We start from the raw sequence: 21,034 nt of genomic DNA, 5'->3' as shown, positions 1-21,034 counted from the left end.
GGGAACCAGCCTAAAAAGGTAGCTTAGGCTTTCTTTTTGAAACTCCTTCAAAACGCGCAGCGTTTAGTGGGAGTTGTTCATTACGCGGTTAATTTCAACCCCATTATGCTTCACAATAAAAGTGTGGGTATACTGTAAGTAATGCGCTAGGGCAATGCCTGCCTCATCACGTTTGTCATAACCTACTGTAACAAAGGTTATTTTCGAAAGTTCAACTTTCGACTCATCGAGTAACTTTATAAATAGAGATACTTCGCGAGCACTGTCATGACACCAGGTACCTAAAAGCACTAACACCTCTTTACCTGCTAATTTTTGCATCAATGCAACGTCTTGCGGTGTAGGCGAAAATGCTTGGTATTGCTTGGCAAATTTATCGTGATCGCTTAATAAACGCTTAGCAGTAACAGCGTCTGAGTGTGGTTTGAGCGTTGCATTCACTGCCAGTGGTAGACTCAAAATAAAGAGTAAAATTAATTGTTTTAACATAAACCTATACCTAACTAGCTTTTAGCTACTATACCCATAATCGAGCTTAAGTGAATACACTTACTTACTTTTATCCATAAAATCACTCACTTGCGATAAAACCGCTAAGTACTCACGTTTGGCTTCTTTGTTTTGTTCTAATTTATCTAAATCACCGATTAATGTTACTAATTGCGTATGTGAATAACTCGATGTTGTTCTAAACTCGTTTGTCGCCCCCACACCACTGAGTCGTTTTCTTTCATTCTTACGATAACTATCTTCATTTTTCTCGAGCCAAATATCGTTAATAACACGAATATTGCTCTCACTGGTGGTTGTTTCTTTCAATTCCTTTTTTAGTTCGTATTGAGATATTTCGGGATTAAACTGATAAACTTTTTTATCTACATCCACCTCATGAGCCTGATCAAGAGCAACCAATTCGTTATTTTTTACAGCGGTACCAATAGTGTAATTTTCTTGTTTGTCATAATAATCAGGGGGGATGTCAGAGCGGTTACCTTTTTCATAATTAAAACGCGTGCTCGCCGTTTTATCTTGAGTAACTCCAGTTAACCCTGCTGATTTTTGGTGTTCTGTATTTTGACTCAGCTTTGTGGTGCTTGTTGCTATGTAATCCCCCTGATCCATTGCAAAAGAGAATTTTGCATCAAAATCAGCTAACTTAGAAATACCATCACCTAAGGAATTTTTATTACTGCTACCTAGCCCTTGGTAGCGCGGATCTTTGGTGATCATGTTGTCAACTAAATTAGCGACAAGCTCGCGTCCATTAGTAAACTGCTTTGTAGCAACCGATTCAATTTCGCTATAGCGCTCAGCAGCTGATGACATACTACTAAACGCACTTTTAAAAACAGCCAACCCTTGTTTCATTACTTCATCACTTTTGTGACCAAACGCAGAACGTGTACTTTTCTCAGAGCTATTGAGCTGGCTATCTTCTAAACTCTTATCGAGCGCTTTTATATATTGTTGCATTTGGCTTTTGTCTTGAGCGCCAATTGTTGACATATCAAGCGAAAAATCAATATTGTTTTGTCCGTTTACCGATTCAAACTCCAGTATTTGCTGCTCAGAATCCTCATCAAGGGTATAACTTAAATTAAGCTCATTATCTGTTCCGAGCAGTGCTCCATCGGCATCGCCAGTATTTCCCTCTGACGTTGAAAAGTACAAATCAAAACCCGAAAGTTCTTTGTTATCAAAATTGCTTAGAAAGCTTAAATCTAAATCAGCTTGGTTTGCGGGTACATAACGACTGTAAGCGCTTTGTTTAGCCTTAAAAAATTCATCCGCCATTTCACCAACACCAGAAAGTACTTGCGTTAATGCTTGGTGTTCAGCCTCAGATAAGTCGCCATCTACTTCATAACTTACGCTAAATTCGTCAGTGGTTTCGCCTGTTTCCTCATCGTAACCTTGCGCAGAATGAAAAGTAATTTTAATAACATCACCTTCTTTGGTTTTTACCGACAGCTCAAATCCATAGTTATCATCATCCTCATATCGCTCGCGGTTAAAATTTTCCATAAAGGGGTCTAGCGAGCGTTCAACACGCAGCTGACTAGACGCTAAAAACGTTTTTTGATTGAACCCAAGCTGCCCCAAGTTTGATAAAATATCGCTAGTGTTAGCATAAGCGCCCTGAATATTCTTTACCGAGCTGTTTAAACGCTCAATTAACTGATCACTACGTTCATTTTTTAATAGGCCCTCTTGCTGAGAACTTATCACCGTACGTAGTGCAACCTCTTCACTAGAGAGCTTATAATTTGAGCCACTGGGTGTGCTGGAAATCGTGAGTAACGAGGATAATTGCTGATTAAGTATTTCATCGACTTGTTGGTCACTAAACTGACTGAGCATTTCATCAGTGATTGTTGCCGAACTTGGCGCTAAGTGAGCACGCGATTGCAAACCTGTGGGAACACTGGTTTGGTTTGAATTATTGACCGATTGGGCAAGCAACGCATTTAAGTTAGCATAATTGCCTTGTAGTTTATTAACCATGATTATCCTTAATCTTCAGTACAATATAAATACGGTATCGGCCAACGAATTAAAAGCTTTAATTATTTGTTTATTATTCAAATATAAAGTATTTACGCAAAAAACATTCTTTAAAAGTAATTAGCAGGTTTTGGCAAGCAGCGACTTTAATATGTCTGGTACAAATTTTCGCTGCGCGGTAATGGCATAGAAGTGCTCAAATGCATCGGGTAAACGCTGATATTCAACTAGTAGGCCTTGTTCTATTTCATCCTTTACTACAACTGATGGCAATACCGATAGTGCACCACTATCACGGGCAAGTAATCGCAGCATAGCCATATCATCAGCCTCTGCTTTTATTTTTGGCTGATACTGCCAACGAGCACATAAAGCATTAAATGAGTCTCTAATAGCAGAAGTTTTAGCGGGTAGCACCCACTGTGCATCCGTGTAACCTGATGGAAACTGGCCGCGTGTTTTTTTATCAGCTGGGCCAACTATAGCTAATGGCTGACGAGATACCAACTGACTTTGCCACAGTTGATCGTAGTGCTCAAGCCCGATGGGTTTATTGGTTAAAACTAAATCCAGTTCGTGCTCTGCCAAACCATTTAACAGCCCATCCATACGCCCTGCAGTAAGCGAAAAGCGTACTTCGTCATTGCTCATTAAGGGGTTAATAAATTCTTCGATAAAGTTACGAGAGAGCGTATTGAGCACCCCGATTGATAAATGCTGAGTTTGGGAAATCACCCCTTTATGAATAAAAGACGACAGTTCTTCGCCTTTGGTGAATATATCGTTGGCGTACATTTGCACCCGCTTTCCCATATCGGTTAATGCGAGTGTGCGGCCTTTACGTTCAAATAACTCAATATTAATGGTGTGCTCTAATTGTTTTATTTGCGTAGAGAGCGCTGACTGCGATAAATGCAGCTCTTTCGCGGCTTGGGTTAAGTTACCAATACGAGCAACCGACCAAAAATAATATAAGTGATGATAATTTAAACGGCTCATTATTGTTCTCTTTTATAGAACGTTTATATGCATTATATCTATTTTTATTTAGTTATCTAGTTTGCCATACTCCAATAACTAAATAAGGAGCACTGAATGAGTGAGTATATTATTTCGTTGTTACTGCTAATAATGCCTTTGAGCACATTTATAGCAGCCTGGTTAATTGGCCAACAATCGCGCGCTTCAAATGGTCATGTGCTGTTTAAAGTAATGGTGTTTAATAGCATTGCATTTATAACAGCTATTACGCTTCATCAAATTTATGCTTTTAATTTACTCAGTTTCTTATCGCTGACCATGACCCGAATTATTATGCTGGGGCTTATATTATTTATCACGCTGATATTAATTCGCTTTTGTAAGCACTATATGCAAGGTGAGCCACGTGTAAACTACTTTTGGCGATGGCTATTACTTACCATCACTGCCGTATTAGTTGTGGTTATGAGCAACCACTTAGCGCTATTTTGGCTAGGCTGGGTGGCGATAAGTTTAGCACTACATAAACTATTAATGTTTTACCCTGAGCGCCCTCGAGCGGTGCTCGCCGCCCATAAAAAATTTATTGTGGCACGTGTTGCCGAATCCTTATTACTGATTGCATTTGGTATTTTGTGGTTCATTCACAATAGTCTGTACATAACTGATATAACCGCCTTTTATAATACCACCACGCTACCACTGTCTTTTGCAGAGCAAGTCGCTGCTTTTTTAATTGCCTTTGCGGCTTTAATAAAATGCGCTCAACTCCCAATACACGGCTGGCTAATTAAAGTGGTTGAAGTACCCACACCGGTGAGCGCTTTATTACATGCCGGAGTCATTAATTTAGGAGGCTTTTTATTAATTTTATTTGCGCCTTTGTTTATTCAAGCTGCGGCTGCACAGTGGTTAATTTTAATTATTGCTGGTTTAACTACGGTGATCAGCGCTTTGATAATGACTACCCGAATAAGCGTTAAAGTAAGGCTTGCTTGGTCTACCAGTGCGCAAATGGGATTAATGCTCATAGAATGTGCGCTGGGATTATTTGAACTGGCTCTGCTTCACCTTGTTACTCATTCAACCTATAAAGCCTTTGCATTTTTAAACTCAGGCAACGGTGTAAACGAAGATCTGATTCGCCGCCACATTCCAAAACAATCACCCACGTGCTTTGCTTGGTTAATGGGGGCATTGGTGTCGATTACCCTAGTTAGCGCTGCTTGGACCATTAGCGGCTATCAAGGCGCGGTCAGTGTGTGGCTACTTTTAGCATCGGCTTTAACTATTTTACTGGCCAACCAACATGGCGCTTCTAGCGTGCAAACTCACAGTAAAAAACTGCTAGTCGCACTATTAGTTGTTATTAGTTATGTGGTTGCTAAAAATATATTTACTTTAGCACTAGAGCTTGAGCAGTGGCGCGAAGCTGCATTTAGCCTCGCCGATAGCTGGGTAATAGCCCTTATTTTAACGTTAATGATTGCCAGCTACTTTTTACGCTACCAGTCTTGGCGACCACAGGTTAAATCATTTTCCACCCTATTATTTGCAGGTTTGTATTTAGATGAGTGGTTTACGCGGTTAACCCTAAAAATATGGCCGATAAATTTACCTAATAATGGCCACACCGATTTAAAAAATCATGCAGCTGGAATCACCGTTGAGGAATCAAAATGAGCAATCAAACGAATTCAAATCACACGGCATTATCGTTAAGTGACACTGAAAACAACATACTTAATAAAGTATGCGGTTACATAGCACCAAACTGGCCTTTAGATCAGATGATTGCAGTTAACCCATTTTGGGAAATGCGCCACCTGCCTATTGAAGATGTAAGCGCACGCATTGATACCTTATGTAATGCCAATATGCTCATGCCTAAAGACTTTTATCAGCACAAGTACGACAACGGCATAATTACTGATAACCACTTAGCCGATGCAGCCAAGTTACTTAACAGTGACTTTACGCATGAGCAACTCATAAAAACCCTTCACATTGATGTTCCTTTAGTGGATTGGCACAACATTGCTGATTTACTCGACCAACAACGTAATAAGCATAAAATGGCTTGGCATGATGAAATTACTCATCAGTTGAGTCAGTTTTGTGCTGCACATTATCAACAACTCGGCCCTATGCTGCATCGTAATGATACTCAAGCCCCATCTGAATTATATCGCCATTGGTTAACCGTTATTCAAGCGGATAAAGGCATTAGTATTGTAATGGATGAAAAGCATTTAAATGGCTACTTTAAGCAATTACCCACATCCGCAGATGAACTGATTGCACTAACACTCTCAACCCTTAATATAGATAACGACTCGTTAGAGTTATATGCTCATTCGCTGCTTTTAGATATTAATGGTTGGGCATCGTGGTTGGCGTATTTGCGATTTCAAGGCCAACTTTACGCTAAGCCCAAAGATGATATGAAACAGCTACTGGCCATGCGAATGTCATGGGACTTGGTTATTTGGCAGTATCTGGCAGATCATGATAGTGCTTCATTTAAACAACTACAAAGTCAGTGGCAGCAAGAAAAGTCACTCGTAGTTGAGCGCCTGCATGCACACAAATTAGCACAAAAGCCATTATGGGTGTGGGCAAAAGCACTGGAGCTGAGCTATCAATACCCGCTTAATCATGCACTGCAAAGCGCCACTAAAACCCCAGTGAACAACGCTCAATTACAAGCGGTGTTTTGTATTGATGTACGCTCAGAGGTTATTCGCCGCGCGCTTGAATCGCAAAGTAAAAATATAGAAACCTTCGGCTTTGCCGGTTTTTTTGGCTTGCCACTAGAATATCAAGAAAATGGTAGTGCAATTACTCGTCCTCAACTACCAGGGCAACTCAAACCAGACATACATGCCACACAAACTCACAAAGACGCGACACTTGAAGCATCACGCCAAAATAGTGCCACATGGCAAAGCTGGTCAAAATCGGCCCCTTCATCGTTTTCTATGGTTGAGTCAGCAGGCTGGCTGTATGCATTTAAATTAATAAAAAATACCTTTTTATCTAAAGGCGATGCTAAAAAGTGCACTCCGACTGACTGGCAATTAACACAAAATCAGCAAAAACTGACCCTAAAAGACAAAACCGACTTAGCTCAAAAAGTGCTTAACACCTTAGGAATAAAAGAGTTTGCGCCGCATGTTATGTTGGTGGGCCACGCCAGCCATACAACTAATAACTTGCACAGCGCTGGCCTAGAATGTGGAGCCTGTGGAGGGCAAAGTGGCGAAGTTAATGTACGCGTGCTGGCTAACTTACTAAACGATACCCAAGTGCGCCAAGCGCTTAAAGAGCGAGGGCTAACACTGGCACAGAGCACGCAATTTATTGCCGCTATTCATAACACAACCACGGATGTCATCACCGCTTACGATACCGAGCTTAATGACAATCTGAAAAAATGGCTAACTGTTGCCACGCAAACCGCTCAGCAAGAACGCTTAGTAAATATCGACCCGCAGTTAGTTAATAAAACCGCGGATGAAATTAACCATGCTTATCAACAGCGTGCCCGCGATTGGTCGCAAGTACGCCCAGAATGGGGGCTTGCTAATAACGCGGCCTTTATTGTTGCACCACGAGCCTGGACTCGCAGTGTTAACTTACAAGGACGCTGTTTTTTACATGATTATGAATGGGAAAACGATAACGAATTTGCGGTATTAGAACTGATTATGACCGCCCCCATGATAGTAACCCATTGGATCAATAGTCAATATAATGCCTCGGTTACCGACAACCATAAATACGGCAGTGGTAATAAAATACTTCACAATGCAGTCGGCGGTAATATTGGATTATTTGAAGGTAATGGCGGTGACCTTCGTATTGGCTTAGCCATGCAATCACTGCACAACGGGGATAAATGGATGCACGAACCGATTCGCCTTAATGTATATATTGCTGCACCGCAATCGGCAATCGCGGCAATTTATAACAAACATGTCATGGTGAAGGAGCTGATTGATAACCATTGGCTCACTCTCATTCGCTGGGGCGATGATAATACCCTTGAGCAGTTCGAAAATGGACATTTCTCAACTATTTCAGCCTCTAATGAGCCAATATAAGCTATGCCAAAGATAGTCATTGCTACTAAACATAAAAAGGCGCCTTTAGTAGCTCCCGCTTTGGAGCCACTTGGTTTTGAGGTATTCACTACTGATTTATTTGATACCGATACACTTGGGATGTTTAGTCACGAAGTACAACGTCATTGTAGTGCCAATACAGCGGCACTGACAAAAGCTCAGCGCGCATGTGAACTCACAGACGAGCAATTTGGGCTTGGCAGTGAAGGCAGTTTTGGGGGTGGGCCGTATCCGGGTTTAATGAACTGGGACGAAGAAGTTATTTGTTTTTATGATAAGCACAATAACAATGCTATTTATGGATACGCTGGTGGGCCATTTTCGCCCAGCAGCTTAAGCATTAGCAGTGAAACCAGTGCTGAATCAATCACTACTGCATGTCAGCGCTATGAAAACCAGCATTGGATACTTGACGACACCCAAACGCTTCATAAAGGGCTTAGCATAGAAGCGCTTATTGCTTTGTATACAGAAAAAACGCCAAGCACAGGTACAATCACGCCTGATCTGAGGGCCATGTATAGCCCGCAACGCCAAGTAATTGTTAGCCAAGCTGCAGAAGATCTTGCAAGGCGACTATCATCAACATGCCCACAGTGCCAAAATCCTAACTTTGTTGCTAAACAAGTTACAAAAGGCTTGCCCTGTGAGCTATGTAATATGCCAACAGAACAAATGAAATCAACTACTTCAGTGTGTGATAGTTGCGACTTTAGCCACATTGAAACGAATAAAAAACGCGTTGCTGATGCAACATATTGCCAGTTTTGTAATCCTTAAGAGTTATTATGACATCATTACAACCCACTCAATTATTGAATACTGAAGAGCGTATTAACCAAGCCGTGGCACTATTAAAAGCGGGCGAATGCGTTGCCTTACCCACAGAAACTGTATATGGCCTTGCTGCCGATGCTTGCGCAGAAAATTCCACACGATTTTGGGAGCTCGTGAGGTAATCTTTTTTGATGTTTTTCCACTCGTAAACCAAAAGCACGCTTAATAAAATTAAGCCACCCAACAGCAAAAAACAGAAGAGTTTCCATAAATTATTTTTTATTAGTGCCATCTAATTCTCACAACCCCGCCACAACCTGTTTGGTAGTGTGTTATGTATTTGGGCTCTTAAATGCACTTTATGGCTAGCTTGGTTTTTTCAAGCAATTTTATTGCAAAATTAAGAAAACACACACAAATAAACACCTTTAATTAACAATAAAAGTAACATTAATTAACGACCGGCAAGCTCGATAAAAGCATTATTGTTATTGCTAAGCTAAGGCTTCGTTGTATCCTTGCATTTAATAAACGATATTATTAAGCGACCATTGTAGTTTATTTATTAAATATAATATTAATTTAAAACAATAGCTTTAGTTGTAAAATGTAATTTAAACCAGCCCATGTATGAAGTCGCTTTGTTTAGTCATAATTTTGCAATAATGATCGGTAATAATAGCTGTATTATTAATCAAAAATAGCATTTGAAGCCCCTCATGAGCGAATCTATAGTGCAACTTACTTTTGCACTTCCGTCATTTGAAGATCCTATGTCTGCGGCAATGAGCCACAGCATGGAATTTGAAACGCTATCGCAGGATGCTAACAGTCAGCATCAAATCACACTGCAATGCGTTTTACCTGAGGCTGCTCATGAAAGTGATATTATTTCACTAAGCGCAACTGAGCCAAATGCACGAGCGGCTCAATACTACACAGAAAAAACACTCAATTTATCTGATTTAGAACAAGGGCGAGTCAACCTGACTTTGAGTCAAATATCACATAGTCATGATTTTGTGATGCAAATGATTTTGCATGGTAAGCACGGCACGTTAAAAAATAGTTTGCAGTTTGATATGCATATTAACCAATTTGGTAGTGGTTATACTGCACCTGCAACTTATATAGCGCCGCCTAAGCCGCATCGGGTACGCCAGTATTTCGCCAATATGGGAACGGCTTTACTTTCGCTTTTTTAGTTATTGGCGCACACTTTTCCATTGATTTTTTATTACTCAATCAGCAAAGCTCACTTTACCCATAGTGATATCTAAAATCCCTTGGTTGTTATTGTTTAAGCTTTGACGTTGCCCAGCCAAACATTCATTTGCCAAAATAGCAAACAGCACGGACTCTTTGGCATCAGGATTTACGCCTAAAATCTCGGTGTTTTTAAACGCCTTAATGTTTGGGCAGTGCATCAATAATTGCTCCATTAATAATGGATTATGAATACCTCCACCACTGGCATACACTACACAGTCTTGAGTATGTTGAGCACAGTCATTTAATGCCTTAGCAATCGTAGTGGCAGAAAGGGCATTTAAAGTCGCTAAAACATCTTCGTGGTTTAGTCTTTGTGTCGTTGAATGCATTTGTGCCTCCCGTAAATAAGCTAAATTAAACACCTCCGGTCCGGTTGTTTTAGGCAGAGGTAATTTAAAAAACGCGTTATCGGTAAGCGCAGTAAGAAGCTTTGTATTCACTTTACCAGCTTTGGCAAGTTTAGCTCCCTCATCATAATGGAGCCCTTTAAAATAATGCTGTACATAAGCATCCATAATAGTATTGCCAGGGCCAATGTCAGAGCTAAAGACCGCTCCAGTATCGCCGTTTTTAGGTAAAAATGTTAAATTAGCAATGCCACCCATGTTTAATAAAATGCGGTTTTCGTCAGGGCTGGCAAAAAATAAATAATCGCCATACACGGCCAGCGGCGCACCTTCTCCACCAGCGGCAATATGCTTTTGCCTAAAATCGCCAACAGTGGTAATGCCTGTAGTAACGGCTATTTGGTCACTATCACCTATTTGCAAGGTGCCATGTTTAAAGTCATGGTGGTTATGTTGGGATTGCGGGCAGTGATAAATAGTTTGCCCGTGGCTTGCTATGGCATCAATACTCGCAGGGTCAATACCCCATGCAATTAAACACTGATTAACCATAGCACCATGGAGTTTTCCTACCCAAGGGTGTAACAAAGTTAGCACTTCTAAATCGCATTCGCGCTTGGCAAATACCTGCTTTATTTTAGTTTTATACTCGTCGCTGTATTCAACCGTAGTAAAATTTTTAACCTCTATTTGTGTATGCAAACCTGCACCGGTTATTTTACATAGCGCCACATCTAAACCATCTAAAGAGGTGCCACTCATTAAACCAATAATTAAACGACTGGGCTTTTTAGCGCTGTTATAAAGGGCGGCAATGTGTGGGTGCATAGTGACTCTGTGTAGGTACTTTTTATTATATTTTAAAAGAGTTTAAAGCAAAGTTATAGCTGTATACACTTTAATTTTAAAAAGATAGTTTCATTGTTTAAACGCCTAAAGCTTGCTAGGTTATTGGTTGATAATAATAAACTTATTTACCATATGATGATTTTACGTGAGTTCAAGCAACACGATACCTTTCAAATAGTAACCATTTTGAACGATCAACAAGTAGCTCGCTATTTGTCCTCTAAAATTCCATTTCCTTATACTCAAGCAGATGCAAACTGGTGGGTAAACGAAGGAGCAAAATGTGGCATCATTAAAGCTATTGAAGTTGATGGCCTATGTGTTGGTTGTATTGGTGCTATCCCTGGTGAGTTTGAGTATAGCCGCAGTGGCGAAATAGGTTATTGGCTTAGTCAGCAATATTGGGGGCAAGGTATTATTACCCAAGCCATAGAGTTGATTACTAAAGAAGTGTTTGAAAGTACTAACTTAAACCGTATTCATGCGGCTGTATTTGCTGGTAATGCGGGCTCAATAAAGGCGTTGCTTAAAAATGGCTTTAATAACGAAGCTATTTTAAAGAAAGCAATTTATAAAAATGGTCACTATTTAGATAGCCATGTATTTAGTGTGCTAAAACAGAGTAATTGTTCTAATTAAATTCTTTCGACGGTTGAATTAACCACCTCTCGCCCAAAGCTCGTGTATCAAGGTACAAATCTTTTCTACCTATCCGCGCATTATTGTTGAGCAATGTATAGTTTTAAAGCTTAAACATTCGGTATATAGGTCGTTTTTTCACTCTATCATGGAGATTTTTATGTCCACAACCAGTCGTCAATTTACTTTAGCATCACGCCCACATGGCGCTCCTACCAATGAAAATTTTGAACTTAAAAACGTAGAGTTACCATCATTAAAAGATGGTGAAGTATTGCTGCGTACTATTTATTTATCACTAGACCCTTATATGCGTGGCCGCATGAGCGATGCTAAATCGTATGCCGACCCTGTAGAAATTGGTGATGTAATGGTTGGTGCAACGGTTTGCCAAGTCGAATCATCTAAAAATGATAAGTTTAGCGAAGGCGAATGGGTATTAGCATATACAGGCTGGCAAACTTACGCTATCTCAAATGGCGAAGGCTTAATGTCATTAGGTAAAGAACCAACAAACCCTTCATACGCATTGGGTATTATGGGTATGCCTGGCTTTACCGCCTACATGGGTTTACTCGATATTGGCGTCCCTAAAGCAGGTGAAACCGTGGTCGTTGCAGCAGCAACGGGACCTGTTGGTGCAACGGTTGGTCAAATAGCTAAAATTAAAGGCTGTAAAGTAGTAGGCGTTGCCGGAGGCAGCGAAAAATGTGCACATGCTGTTGAAAATCTAGGCTTTGATGCATGTATTGACCATAAAGCAGATGACTTTGCCGAGCAGTTAGAAAAAGCATGTGAGCAAGGCATTGATGTTTATTATGAAAATGTGGGCGGAAAAGTGTTTGATGCCGTATTACCTTTGCTTAATACCTCAGCACGCGTGCCTATCTGTGGTTTGGTATCGCAATATAATGCCACCAGTTTGCCTGAGGGCCCAGACCGAATGGGCATGTTAATGGGACAATTACTAACTAAGCGCATCAAAATGCAAGGCTTTATTATTTTTGATGATTATGGCCACCGCTATGACGAATTTGCACAAGACATGCAAAAATGGCTACAAGACGGAAAAATTCAATACCGCGAACATCTGGTAGAAGGCATTGAAAACACCATCAGTGCATTTAACGACATGATCAGTGGGAAGAACTTTGGTAAAACCGTAGTAAAGATTAACAGCCCACTATAATAACATTCAGGCTGTGTTGTAATTCAACACAGCTCAATAAGGAAGAAAATGATTAAACTACACCATTTAAATAAATCTCGCTCTAAACGTATTATTTGGTTATTAGAAGAGCTTGAGGTCGATTACGAAATTGTTGCTTACCAACGTAACACTGAGACTTTTTTAGCCCCTGATGAGCTTAAAAATGTGCATCCGCTGGGTAAATCGCCAGTTATAGAAGACGACGGCTTAGTGATTGCCGAGTCTGGCGCTATCACAGATTACCTGATCACTAAATATGGCAAAGGTAAATTTGCCCCAAAAGCAGGCACCCCTGATTACGTTGACTACCAGCAATGGTTACACTTTGCAGAAAGCTCAGCAATTTTACCGCTTTTACTTAAAATGTTTGTGCAAAAAGATGGCGCTAAAACCCAGTTTTTAGAAGGCTATGCTGATGCTGAAACCGCTAAAGTGATTAGCTATTTTAACAGCCGTCTTGAAGGCAAACGTTATTTAGTGGGCGAAACCCTAACCGGTGCCGATTTTATGATGTCGTTTATTGTTGAAATCGTTAAAAATGCAGGCCAACTAGAGCACTTTAAAAATCTGGTTAAATACGATGAGCAATTACAATCTCATGAAAAATTTCACACCGCTAACGAGTTAGAAGCCAAGTACGACTAACTTACCTTTCGCTTTGATTGTGGTTTCACAGTCAAAGCGATACCCGCTTTTCTATTCAGGTCTATCAAGATAAATTTTTTTAAAATCATTAAAATGTGTTTCAAAAAGTGCAACTAAGTTTGGATCAAAATGATTACCTGCGCCTTTAATTATTTCCGCTTTTGCGTCATCTATACTCCAAGGCTCTTCATAACAACGGCGACAACATAACGCATCAAACACATCAGCAATCGCAGTAATTCGTCCCTCTAAACTGATTTCTTGCTGTTTTTTTGCGTGCGGATAACCGGCTCCATCCCAACGCTCGTGATGATCAATCGCAATGTTTGCAGCCATATCAATAACAGGATTAGCTGTCCCTTTGAGAATTTCCCAACCCTTAGTGGTATGCTGTTTCATAATTTCCCACTCGTCAGCGTTTTTTAACATCCTCGTTATCACCACTGGGGGAGTTTATCATTATGTTTTTAATGTTTATGGGCAGAATAGGACCGCTCACTATCGCCTACTTTTTGGCAAGTCCACGCACTAAAAAGCTAAGATACCCTAGCGCGCAACTCTCTATTGGTTAACAAACATTAACGCGGGTTAATTAATTAGCCCGCATTAAATACCCGCTAACTCTCGCTCAGTAATACACTCACCCGATGCCATTTCAAACTCGCGACACACTAATGGGCGGTTTTCGTAAATAGAGCACATTAGCGTGTTACGATCGAGTGCTTCGCACCAGCCATCATCAGCGCGTTTCATTACTTCACTGCCCCATTTATCATAGGCAATAAAATTAAATGGCACTCCAGTGTCGGTCACTATGCGTACTTCTAATTGGCAGCAACATGCTTGGCAATTAGCACAGGTTACGGGCTCTGGCGCTGAGTTTATATTTTTAACAGAAATAACGGTATGCGGCATAGTGGCTTACTTTTTAGGATAAGCCACTATGATACAGGAACTACGACCAATTGCATTAACGAGCGAGTAATGTCGCTTTAATTTCGCTGTAACGCATCTGCTCGCACAGTGCAAAACCACTTAGTTGGCGCACTTTATTGCGCGCAAACAGTGGCACACTCATTCCCGCTAAAAACCGGCATTGGGTTTCAATGCCCACATTGTGCACACCTTTAGTTGCCATGTGGGCTAAAAACTCATCGACCTTTTGGCATATAAGCGCTGTATCAATCTTTGCAGGGGTGATTGAATATTCAAGCTTAACCGAATCCCCACGGCACACCGAGCAATGTCCACATTGCTGTGGCGCATTCGCATCATCAAAATAACGGGCTAAGTTATAGCTTAAGCAAGATTGCAGCTCAAAAAAGCGCACCAAAGCAGCAATCCGTTTTATTTCAGCTTGCTCTTTATCGGTAAAATAATCGTGTAACTGCTGGGCAAGTGCAGGGTTATTAATCACCTCGCTATGCACTTTGTACACTTGAGTAATACGTTTGGTTTCAAGCGTGATAAGGTTTTTTTCAGCCAAATAATCAAGCGCGGCTACAACACGTTTACGGTCAACCTGCGCGGCTTGCGTTAGGGAGTCAAAATTAAGTGTGCCCCATATTTTTTTAAAGTCGGTATGACTAAATATTTGTGTTAAAAAAGCTTGGCGCTGTTCATCAAACTGGCTAAGTAACTCATTTTTATCAACCAAAAATTTATACTTAAAATCGGCATAATAGGCATACTGCGGCGTTATTGCGCCTTGCATTTCAAGCTGTACCAGCAAGGTTTTAAGGGCAAGCTGGCGAATATTACTCTCACTCGATAAGCTATATTCTTGCATTTCCCATTGCTGTTGAGCTTGGCGAATATCGTTAATCACATATTCAATACCGCTGAGCTCTGGGGTATCGCCGTAAATAAAGTTTTCTACTGTATTTAAGCCATCTAAATTAGCCAGGGTATAACAATTTGATGGGTTGCCGTCACGCCCTGCGCGGCCAATTTCTTGGCTGTAGTTTTCTATTGATTTAGGTAAATCGTAGTGAATAACAAAGCGTATGTCTGATTTATCAACCCCCATACCAAAGGCAATGGTAGCAACCACAACATTTATTTTGCCTGCCATAAAATCGTCTTGAATTTGCCCGCGTAGGGTGTCTTCAAGCCCTGCATGATACGCCACTGCTTGCAGGCCCTGCGCGCTTAACATATTGGCCACTTGCTCAGCACTTTGCTGCAGCGTGACATACACAATACCGGGGCCGGTTTGCGCACGGACAATTTTAGTAAGCTCATTGTTTTTATCCGCCGTTTTAACACTCAGCACATTTAAATCTAAATTAGCGCGATAAAACCCCGTTTGCACAATACATTGTGGCTCAATAGCAAAGCGCTCGGCCATATCGCGTTTTACTTTTTTAGTGGCGGTAGCGGTTAATAGTAGCACTAACGGAATATTTAGCTCTTCACGGTAACGAGGTAGTTTTAAGTAATCGGGTCTAAAGTTATGCCCCCATTCAGATATACAATGCGCTTCGTCAACAACCAACATAGAAAGCGCCACTTGGCTTATAAACTCCCTAAAGCGTTCGTTTTTAAAGCGCTCAACCGACACCATTAACACTTTAACTTTACCACTTCGTACGTCGTTCATTACAGTGCTACTTTGCATTTGGTCTTGGCTTGAGTCGAGGCTGGCGGCATAGATGCCTTTGCTATTTAAAAAGCTAATTTGATCTTTCATCAAGGCCAATAACGGCGATACCACCAGCGTTAAATGCGGTAAATGTAACGCGGTGAGTTGATAGCACAACGACTTACCCGATCCTGTAGGAAATATTGCCAGTGATGATTGGCCATTTAGCAGCTGCTCTATGGTTTGTTGTTGCCCTGCTCTAAACTGATTAAAACCAAAATGTTGCTCAAGAGACTGAACTAGCGAGGTACTCATAAAAGCGTCCTTTTTATGTCGGTGCCCATAAATGCTGTAAATGCGCAGTAGATGAAATATTTGCATATCAGTATACATCAAATGACGTGATTTATTGCTGACATATCCTTTAATTAGGCGCACACTATAGCCCCATAAAAACGTGCTTTGCCAAAATAATTTTTTGATACCCAAGTCATTTTAAAAATCAACGTACAGAAATTGCTTCGGTATATTATTTTTAAGGGCATAGTCATGGATATAACCATACCAAAAATCGTCATCATCGGCGGTGGCGCTGGTGGGCTGGAGCTAGCAACTCAATTAGGGCACAAACTAGGAAAGAAACAACACGCAAATATATTACTCATCGATAAAAATCGCACTCATATATGGAAACCGTTATTGCACGAGGTTGCAACTGGCTCTATTGATGCCGATTTAGATGGGGTTGTTTACTCCGCGCATGCTGCCAAACACCACTATAACTTTCAACTTGGTACCTTTTGCAACCTCGATAACAACAATAAAACCATTACCTTAAGCCCTCTATATGACGAGTTAGGGCATCAAATTTTACCTAAACGCACCGTTCACTATGATCATTTAGTTATTGCTATTGGCAGTGTGAGTAACGACTTTAATACGCCAGGCATTAAAGAGCATTGTTTTTACCTAGATTCAAATCAACAAGCCGAGCGCTTTCAACACGCGCTGCTGGATAACTTTACTCGCCTTCATCAAGACGATGACCCATTACACTCATTAAACATCGCCATTGTTGGCGGTGGAGCAACTGGGGTTGAGCTCTCGGCTGAGCTGTATCATGTTTCTGATTTACTAAGAATATACGGTTTAACCAATATGTCGGCTAAGCGTTTACATATTCATCTGATTGAAGCGGGCCCCAGGATTCTTCCGGCGCTGTCTGAGCGAATTGCCAGTTCGGCCAAGCGTGAGTTATTAAGATTAGGCGTCACCGTTCGGGAAAATACCCAAGTTAAACAAGCAACCGAACATGGCTTTATCACCAATGATGATGAGCAAATAAACGCGGATATTATGGTATGGGCGGCGGGCGTAAAAGCACCTGACTTTATTAAAGAGCTGGGTATTTTTGAGCTGACTCGTAATAACCAAATAAAAGTAAACGAGTACTTACAAAGTCATCTTGACCCACAAATATATGTGCTCGGTGATTGCTGCGCGTTTACCCAAGATGATGGTACGCAAGTGCCGCCACGCGCACAATCGGCACATCAAATGGCACAATGCGTTGAAAAAAACTTAATCGCCACATTACGTGAGCAGCCCCTTAAAAAATTCGAGTATAACGACCATGGCTCACTGGTTAATTTATCGCGCTACAGCACAGTAGGCAGCTTAATGGGTAACCTAACCAGTAATAGCTTTTTTATTGAAGGTAAAATTGCCCGCTTTATGTATATTTCATTATATAGAATGCATCAGCGCGCTATTCATGGCAGTGCCAAAACCTTTGCTTTGTGGATCAGCGAAAAAGTGCTGCGTGTTGTGCGTCCTAAAATGAAGCTGCACTAGCCAAAATTAAAGACAGTGGTAATTTAAGTTACCACTGTCTTTAATTTTTAATATTAGCTATATAAAGTACACAAAAATTTTAAGGAAACAGGCTATGTCGGATAAAACGCTTATTTTTAATTTTGACGGTACCGGCAGTGAACCCCGAGACGCAGATCAGTTTAGTACAGAGCATTTTAAAGAAGACGCCAGTATTTCTAATATTTTAAAACTACACTTATTGCTCGGTGGTAAACTTGATGATTCTCCCACCACCCCATTTTCCAAACAGTTAAGTTTTTATTACCAAGGCATAGGCACTAAAGGTAGTCGTTTAAAACGAATTTTAAATCAAGCACTCGCCCCACGTTCAGACGATGTAGCCAGCATTTTAAATCAAGCTATTAATGATTTTAAACAGTATTACCAAAGCGGCGATACCCTCCTACTTACCGGCTTTAGCAGAGGCGCTGCATTAGCACGGCGATTTGCAAAGTGCTTAGAGCCACTCATACATGAAAAGGTGTATTTATGTGTGTTTGATACAGTGGCCTCGATTGGCATGTCAAAGGTGAGTAAAGCCACTTGGGGTGCAGAGCATGTTATTTTTGAAAATCACACCATTGCCAGTAATGTCTCTGAGGCGCTGCACTGTGTAGCGCTTGATGAAAAACGTCGCGCCTTTGAACCGACGTTAATGAACCAGCAAGCTAACATTACCGAGCTGTGGTTTGCAGGAGCCCATTCCGATGTGGGAGGCGGCTACTATCGCGATGGACTTGCCGATATTTGCTTGCGTTATGCACTTGAGTGGCTCATTGCTCAGCCACTGTCAGTTTCATTGCTAACCAGTCATGACATCGATTACGAAAACCTTTTACCTGAGAGTAACTTGGTTGCCCAAGACGATGTGACTGTTATTCCCGATCCACTGGCGTTAAGTCATCAGCAAAATTACTTTTGGTTAAACCCATTTTTTAAACTTGTTGATAGGCAGTGCTGTGTATTAATTGACGATGAAATCAGCCACGTCGCCCCATTAATACATCACAGTGTTGCACAGCGAATTAATAAACTAACCAGCTATCGTCCCGAATCGTTAAAAAACTTACATTATAAAATGATTTACAGCGACGACAGCACGTTAAACTTTATGGGACTCAGTGCCCATATAATGCTAGCCAACCAAAATATGAGTTTACTTAGCATAAACCAAAGCCAAGATGTGATGGTATATGCCAGTGAAGCCTACAACGCCACCGGCTTAATGCTTGCCCAAGGTGCGACCTATCGCTTTACTCCTTATCCTAATCAATATTGGTATGACGATGGTATAAAGTGCTCTCCTTCTGGGTGGCATCGCGATAACGTGCAACTCGGCGTTAAAGAAATCCCCATGACATTACTTGAGCCATTTAGACGTTTAGCTACAGCGCAATGGTTTAGTTTAATCGGCACGATTGGTCAAAGCGATGACCATGCATTTGAAATTGCCGAAGGCGTTGAAATAACCATTAAAAAATCGGGAGAGTTTTGCCCATTTGCTAATGATTTAAGTCGTTTTTATGGTGCAAATGCCGGTAGGATAAAACTTAAAGTAACGCGATTAAGCTGATAAATAGCCCAAATAATCAGTGCACTTTATACTGCAAAGTGCACTGAGCTAGGGATAGCTGGTGGAGGTTATTGCTTTTTCATTTTATGGCCTTTCACGGCATAAAATAATATGAATAGATAACAAGGTAACAACACCGAGTAGCCTGTTTGTAACGAGGTAAAGCCACTCAGTAGCCCCCATAATTAAAAGCGCAGAACCAGTACTAGTAAGTTTACCCAATCCTGATAACGCTAGTGGGAACAACGCAGGCCAAACAATCGCGTTTGCAAAGCCTAAAAAGGCAATCAGCAGTAAAACATCAGGCAAATTAGCGCCGCCTAAAGGCACCAATGACCGCGATATTATTAAACTATACACACCAGAACTGGTAGTCAGAGATTCAACAGCCCCTCCTATAGCTTTATAATTAATTAGCTGGCACGCGCTGCAAGTCCCCCTTCAGCGCTTAAAGCAGTAAAAGCGGCCTAATTTTTGAACGCATAGCCTGTACCACTGAGTTTATTAACAATAAAACGGCACATGTTGTAAATTTTACACTTAGGGTCTGTTGATCTTTCAAGGTTATATAACTCAGTTAACCTCTCTAATACCAATTCGCTTAATTAACTGAGCTATTTTGAGGGAGGAAAATCGTGTCGATAGCAAGGCAAAAATTTCGTTATTGAGTTGTTCTAAATGAGACGTTTTTAACGTCTGTTAGCGTCTGTTCTACCCCCTCAAAATGATTAAGTATTATTGCAAATTGGTATAAATATACAGGAGTAAAATATGGCCAAGTCAGCCCAATTGTATAGAATGGCAACCGATGAACATATTTGCCCATTTGGTTTAAAATCTAAAGATTTACTTGAACGTCAAGGCATTGAAGTAGACGATCATTTACTCACCTCAAGAGCCGATACCGATACCTTCAAACAAAAATACGGTGTAAAAACAACACCACAAACATTTATAGATGATGAGCGTATCGGTGGTTATGATGAACTCAGAGAATACTTTAATAAATCCCCTGCAGGCCAACAAGGCACAACGTATACGCCGGTCATTGCTATTTTCGCGGTTACTTTGTTGCTAAGTTTAGCCTTTTCGTTGAGCGGTGCAGGATTAAGCATGTATACGCTTGAGTTATTTGTTGCGTTAACCATGGCGGTACTTGCCATTCAAAAGCTGCAAGATTTAAACAGTTTTTCGAATTCCTTTATCACTTACGATTTACTCGCCATGAAAGTGATCCCCTATGCCTATGTTTACCCATTTTTAGAAGCTTTTGTTGGCGTGGCCATGATTGCAGCACTTCCAGTTTACTTGGTTGCACCTATCTCTTTGTTTATTGGTAGTGTCGGGGCAATATCCGTGATTAAAGCCGTGTATATAGACAAACGCGAACTTAAATGTGCCTGTGTTGGCGGCGATAGCAATGTACCGCTTGGCTTTATCTCACTAACCGAAAACCTATTTATGATAGCAGCCGGTATTTGGATGCTAGTTAAATAATACAAAGGCGCGATAGGTTTAAAACCTACCGCGCCCTTCATGTTTTGATAGCGGGCTACGAGCTAAGGGGGAAGCATTCCTGTTTTTATATTTTCTCATTACTCCTCATTTTCTTCTCTGTGTTCAAATAGGGTTTAGTAAATTATTCACAAA

18 protein-coding genes and 2 pseudogenes are annotated in these 21,034 nt (G+C 40.9%); 12 read left to right on the top strand and 8 right to left on the bottom strand.

Features of this window, described 5'->3' with window-relative positions:
* Positions 1-63 precede the first annotated feature (63 nt).
* The 3 genes from QMA00_RS16485 to QMA00_RS16475 form a co-directional block, all read right to left on the bottom strand.
* The gene (locus QMA00_RS16485; RefSeq protein WP_076922962.1) at positions 64-489 is read right to left on the bottom strand and encodes a thiol reductase thioredoxin; all 426 of its coding nucleotides are present in this window, start codon (positions 487-489) and stop codon (positions 64-66) included.
* Between the two features lie 60 nt (positions 490-549).
* Positions 550-2,505 carry a hypothetical protein gene (locus QMA00_RS16480; RefSeq protein WP_076922963.1) on the bottom strand — a complete coding sequence of 652 codons (1,956 nt, stop codon included), beginning with the start codon at positions 2,503-2,505 and terminating at the stop codon, positions 550-552.
* A 120-nt stretch (positions 2,506-2,625) separates the two neighbouring features.
* Positions 2,626-3,504 (bottom strand): LysR family transcriptional regulator, encoded by an 879-nt coding sequence (locus tag QMA00_RS16475; protein WP_055011544.1) that lies wholly within the window; start codon positions 3,502-3,504, stop codon positions 2,626-2,628.
* Between the two features lie 96 nt (positions 3,505-3,600).
* Here QMA00_RS16475 and QMA00_RS16470 point away from each other — a divergent pair, with 96 nt between their 5' ends.
* The 5 genes from QMA00_RS16470 (at position 3,601) to QMA00_RS16450 (ending at position 9,595) form a co-directional block, all read left to right on the top strand.
* Complete coding sequence (locus tag QMA00_RS16470; RefSeq protein WP_076922964.1) at positions 3,601-5,169, top strand: NADH-quinone oxidoreductase subunit L; 1,569 nt, start codon at positions 3,601-3,603, stop codon at positions 5,167-5,169.
* On the top strand, positions 5,166-7,592 hold the full coding sequence (locus QMA00_RS16465; RefSeq protein ID WP_076922965.1) for a DUF2309 domain-containing protein: 2,427 nt from the start codon (positions 5,166-5,168) through the stop codon (positions 7,590-7,592). The genes QMA00_RS16470 and QMA00_RS16465 overlap by 4 nt, the downstream gene beginning before the upstream one ends.
* Before the next feature lie 3 nt (positions 7,593-7,595).
* Entirely contained in the window at positions 7,596-8,393 is a 798-nt protein-coding gene (locus QMA00_RS16460) for a DUF6671 family protein (RefSeq protein ID WP_076922966.1), read from the top strand.
* Positions 8,394-8,401: 8 nt separating this feature from the next.
* Complete coding sequence (locus tag QMA00_RS16455; RefSeq protein ID WP_249928772.1) at positions 8,402-8,572, top strand: Sua5/YciO/YrdC/YwlC family protein; 171 nt, start codon at positions 8,402-8,404, stop codon at positions 8,570-8,572.
* Positions 8,573-9,109: 537 nt separating this feature from the next.
* The gene (locus tag QMA00_RS16450) at positions 9,110-9,595 is read left to right on the top strand and encodes a hypothetical protein (RefSeq protein ID WP_076922967.1); all 486 of its coding nucleotides are present in this window, start codon (positions 9,110-9,112) and stop codon (positions 9,593-9,595) included.
* Between the two features lie 36 nt (positions 9,596-9,631).
* Here the strand turns inward: QMA00_RS16450 and QMA00_RS16445 are convergent, their stop codons facing one another.
* Complete coding sequence (locus QMA00_RS16445; protein ID WP_076922968.1) at positions 9,632-10,837, bottom strand: anhydro-N-acetylmuramic acid kinase; 1,206 nt, start codon at positions 10,835-10,837, stop codon at positions 9,632-9,634.
* 153 nt (positions 10,838-10,990) lie between these two features.
* Between QMA00_RS16445 and QMA00_RS16440 the strand changes: the two genes are divergently transcribed.
* The 3 genes from QMA00_RS16440 (at position 10,991) to QMA00_RS16430 (ending at position 13,352) form a co-directional block, all read left to right on the top strand.
* Positions 10,991-11,497, top strand: coding sequence for a GNAT family protein (locus QMA00_RS16440; protein ID WP_076922984.1), 507 nt, complete (start codon positions 10,991-10,993; stop codon positions 11,495-11,497).
* Positions 11,498-11,657: 160 nt separating this feature from the next.
* Positions 11,658-12,686 carry an NADP-dependent oxidoreductase gene (locus QMA00_RS16435; RefSeq protein ID WP_076922969.1) on the top strand — a complete coding sequence of 343 codons (1,029 nt, stop codon included), beginning with the start codon at positions 11,658-11,660 and terminating at the stop codon, positions 12,684-12,686.
* Positions 12,687-12,734: 48 nt separating this feature from the next.
* Positions 12,735-13,352 carry a glutathione S-transferase gene (locus QMA00_RS16430; protein ID WP_016899137.1) on the top strand — a complete coding sequence of 206 codons (618 nt, stop codon included), beginning with the start codon at positions 12,735-12,737 and terminating at the stop codon, positions 13,350-13,352.
* Positions 13,353-13,403: 51 nt separating this feature from the next.
* On the opposite strand, the gene QMA00_RS16425 is transcribed toward QMA00_RS16430, so the two are convergent.
* Positions 13,404-13,751, bottom strand: a complete 348-nt coding sequence (locus tag QMA00_RS16425) for an HD domain-containing phosphohydrolase (protein WP_356947897.1) — start codon at positions 13,749-13,751, stop codon at positions 13,404-13,406.
* A 17-nt stretch (positions 13,752-13,768) separates the two neighbouring features.
* Between QMA00_RS16425 and QMA00_RS18985 the strand changes: the two are divergent.
* Positions 13,769-13,924: pseudogene (locus tag QMA00_RS18985) on the top strand (Ktr system potassium transporter B); the annotation flags it as partial.
* Positions 13,925-13,958: 34 nt separating this feature from the next.
* On the opposite strand, the gene QMA00_RS16420 reads toward QMA00_RS18985, so the two are convergent.
* On the bottom strand, positions 13,959-14,267 hold the full coding sequence (locus QMA00_RS16420; protein WP_076922970.1) for a YkgJ family cysteine cluster protein: 309 nt from the start codon (positions 14,265-14,267) through the stop codon (positions 13,959-13,961).
* A gap of 55 nt (positions 14,268-14,322) precedes the next feature.
* Entirely contained in the window at positions 14,323-16,251 is a 1,929-nt protein-coding gene (locus tag QMA00_RS16415) for a RecQ family ATP-dependent DNA helicase (RefSeq protein WP_076922985.1), read from the bottom strand.
* A gap of 234 nt (positions 16,252-16,485) precedes the next feature.
* Between QMA00_RS16415 and QMA00_RS16410 the strand changes: the two genes are divergently transcribed.
* On the top strand, positions 16,486-17,790 hold the full coding sequence (locus QMA00_RS16410; RefSeq protein ID WP_076922971.1) for an NAD(P)/FAD-dependent oxidoreductase: 1,305 nt from the start codon (positions 16,486-16,488) through the stop codon (positions 17,788-17,790).
* A 94-nt stretch (positions 17,791-17,884) separates the two neighbouring features.
* Positions 17,885-19,384: a DUF2235 domain-containing protein gene (locus tag QMA00_RS16405; RefSeq protein WP_076922972.1), complete on the top strand. Its 1,500-nt coding sequence runs from the start codon at positions 17,885-17,887 to the stop codon at positions 19,382-19,384.
* A 68-nt stretch (positions 19,385-19,452) separates the two neighbouring features.
* Here the strand turns inward: QMA00_RS16405 and QMA00_RS16400 are convergent.
* Positions 19,453-19,717 (bottom strand): annotated as a pseudogene (locus QMA00_RS16400) (glucose/galactose MFS transporter); the annotation flags it as partial.
* A gap of 438 nt (positions 19,718-20,155) precedes the next feature.
* On the opposite strand from QMA00_RS16400, the gene QMA00_RS16395 reads away from it, so the two are divergent.
* On the top strand, positions 20,156-20,881 hold the full coding sequence (locus tag QMA00_RS16395; protein ID WP_076922973.1) for a glutaredoxin: 726 nt from the start codon (positions 20,156-20,158) through the stop codon (positions 20,879-20,881).
* Positions 20,882-21,034 lie beyond the last annotated feature (153 nt).

The sequence above is a fragment of the Pseudoalteromonas sp. APC 3694 genome (genome assembly GCF_030407565.1).
Classification (GTDB): domain Bacteria; phylum Pseudomonadota; class Gammaproteobacteria; order Enterobacterales; family Alteromonadaceae; genus Pseudoalteromonas; species Pseudoalteromonas tetraodonis.
Note: the sequence above shows the minus strand (reverse complement) of the source record. Positions and strands in the feature narration are given on the sequence as shown.

Bases quoted from the DNA above. Each gene is read 5' to 3' on its own strand.
- QMA00_RS16485 (WP_076922962.1), bottom strand. From the start codon at position 489: ATGTTAAAACAATTAATTTTACTCTTTATTTTGAGTCTACCACTGGCA.
- QMA00_RS16480 (WP_076922963.1), bottom strand. From the start codon at position 2,505: ATGGTTAATAAACTACAAGGCAATTATGCTAACTTAAATGCGTTGCTT.
- QMA00_RS16475 (WP_055011544.1), bottom strand. From the start codon at position 3,504: ATGAGCCGTTTAAATTATCATCACTTATATTATTTTTGGTCGGTTGCT.
- QMA00_RS16470 (WP_076922964.1), top strand. From the start codon at position 3,601: ATGAGTGAGTATATTATTTCGTTGTTACTGCTAATAATGCCTTTGAGC.
- QMA00_RS16465 (WP_076922965.1), top strand. From the start codon at position 5,166: ATGAGCAATCAAACGAATTCAAATCACACGGCATTATCGTTAAGTGAC.
- QMA00_RS16460 (WP_076922966.1), top strand. From the start codon at position 7,596: ATGCCAAAGATAGTCATTGCTACTAAACATAAAAAGGCGCCTTTAGTA.
- QMA00_RS16455 (WP_249928772.1), top strand. From the start codon at position 8,402: ATGACATCATTACAACCCACTCAATTATTGAATACTGAAGAGCGTATT.
- QMA00_RS16450 (WP_076922967.1), top strand. From the start codon at position 9,110: ATGAGCGAATCTATAGTGCAACTTACTTTTGCACTTCCGTCATTTGAA.
- QMA00_RS16445 (WP_076922968.1), bottom strand. From the start codon at position 10,837: ATGCACCCACACATTGCCGCCCTTTATAACAGCGCTAAAAAGCCCAGT.
- QMA00_RS16440 (WP_076922984.1), top strand. From the start codon at position 10,991: ATGATGATTTTACGTGAGTTCAAGCAACACGATACCTTTCAAATAGTA.
- QMA00_RS16435 (WP_076922969.1), top strand. From the start codon at position 11,658: ATGTCCACAACCAGTCGTCAATTTACTTTAGCATCACGCCCACATGGC.
- QMA00_RS16430 (WP_016899137.1), top strand. From the start codon at position 12,735: ATGATTAAACTACACCATTTAAATAAATCTCGCTCTAAACGTATTATT.
- QMA00_RS16425 (WP_356947897.1), bottom strand. From the start codon at position 13,751: ATGAAACAGCATACCACTAAGGGTTGGGAAATTCTCAAAGGGACAGCT.
- QMA00_RS16420 (WP_076922970.1), bottom strand. From the start codon at position 14,267: ATGCCGCATACCGTTATTTCTGTTAAAAATATAAACTCAGCGCCAGAG.
- QMA00_RS16415 (WP_076922985.1), bottom strand. From the start codon at position 16,251: ATGAGTACCTCGCTAGTTCAGTCTCTTGAGCAACATTTTGGTTTTAAT.
- QMA00_RS16410 (WP_076922971.1), top strand. From the start codon at position 16,486: ATGGATATAACCATACCAAAAATCGTCATCATCGGCGGTGGCGCTGGT.
- QMA00_RS16405 (WP_076922972.1), top strand. From the start codon at position 17,885: ATGTCGGATAAAACGCTTATTTTTAATTTTGACGGTACCGGCAGTGAA.
- QMA00_RS16395 (WP_076922973.1), top strand. From the start codon at position 20,156: ATGGCCAAGTCAGCCCAATTGTATAGAATGGCAACCGATGAACATATT.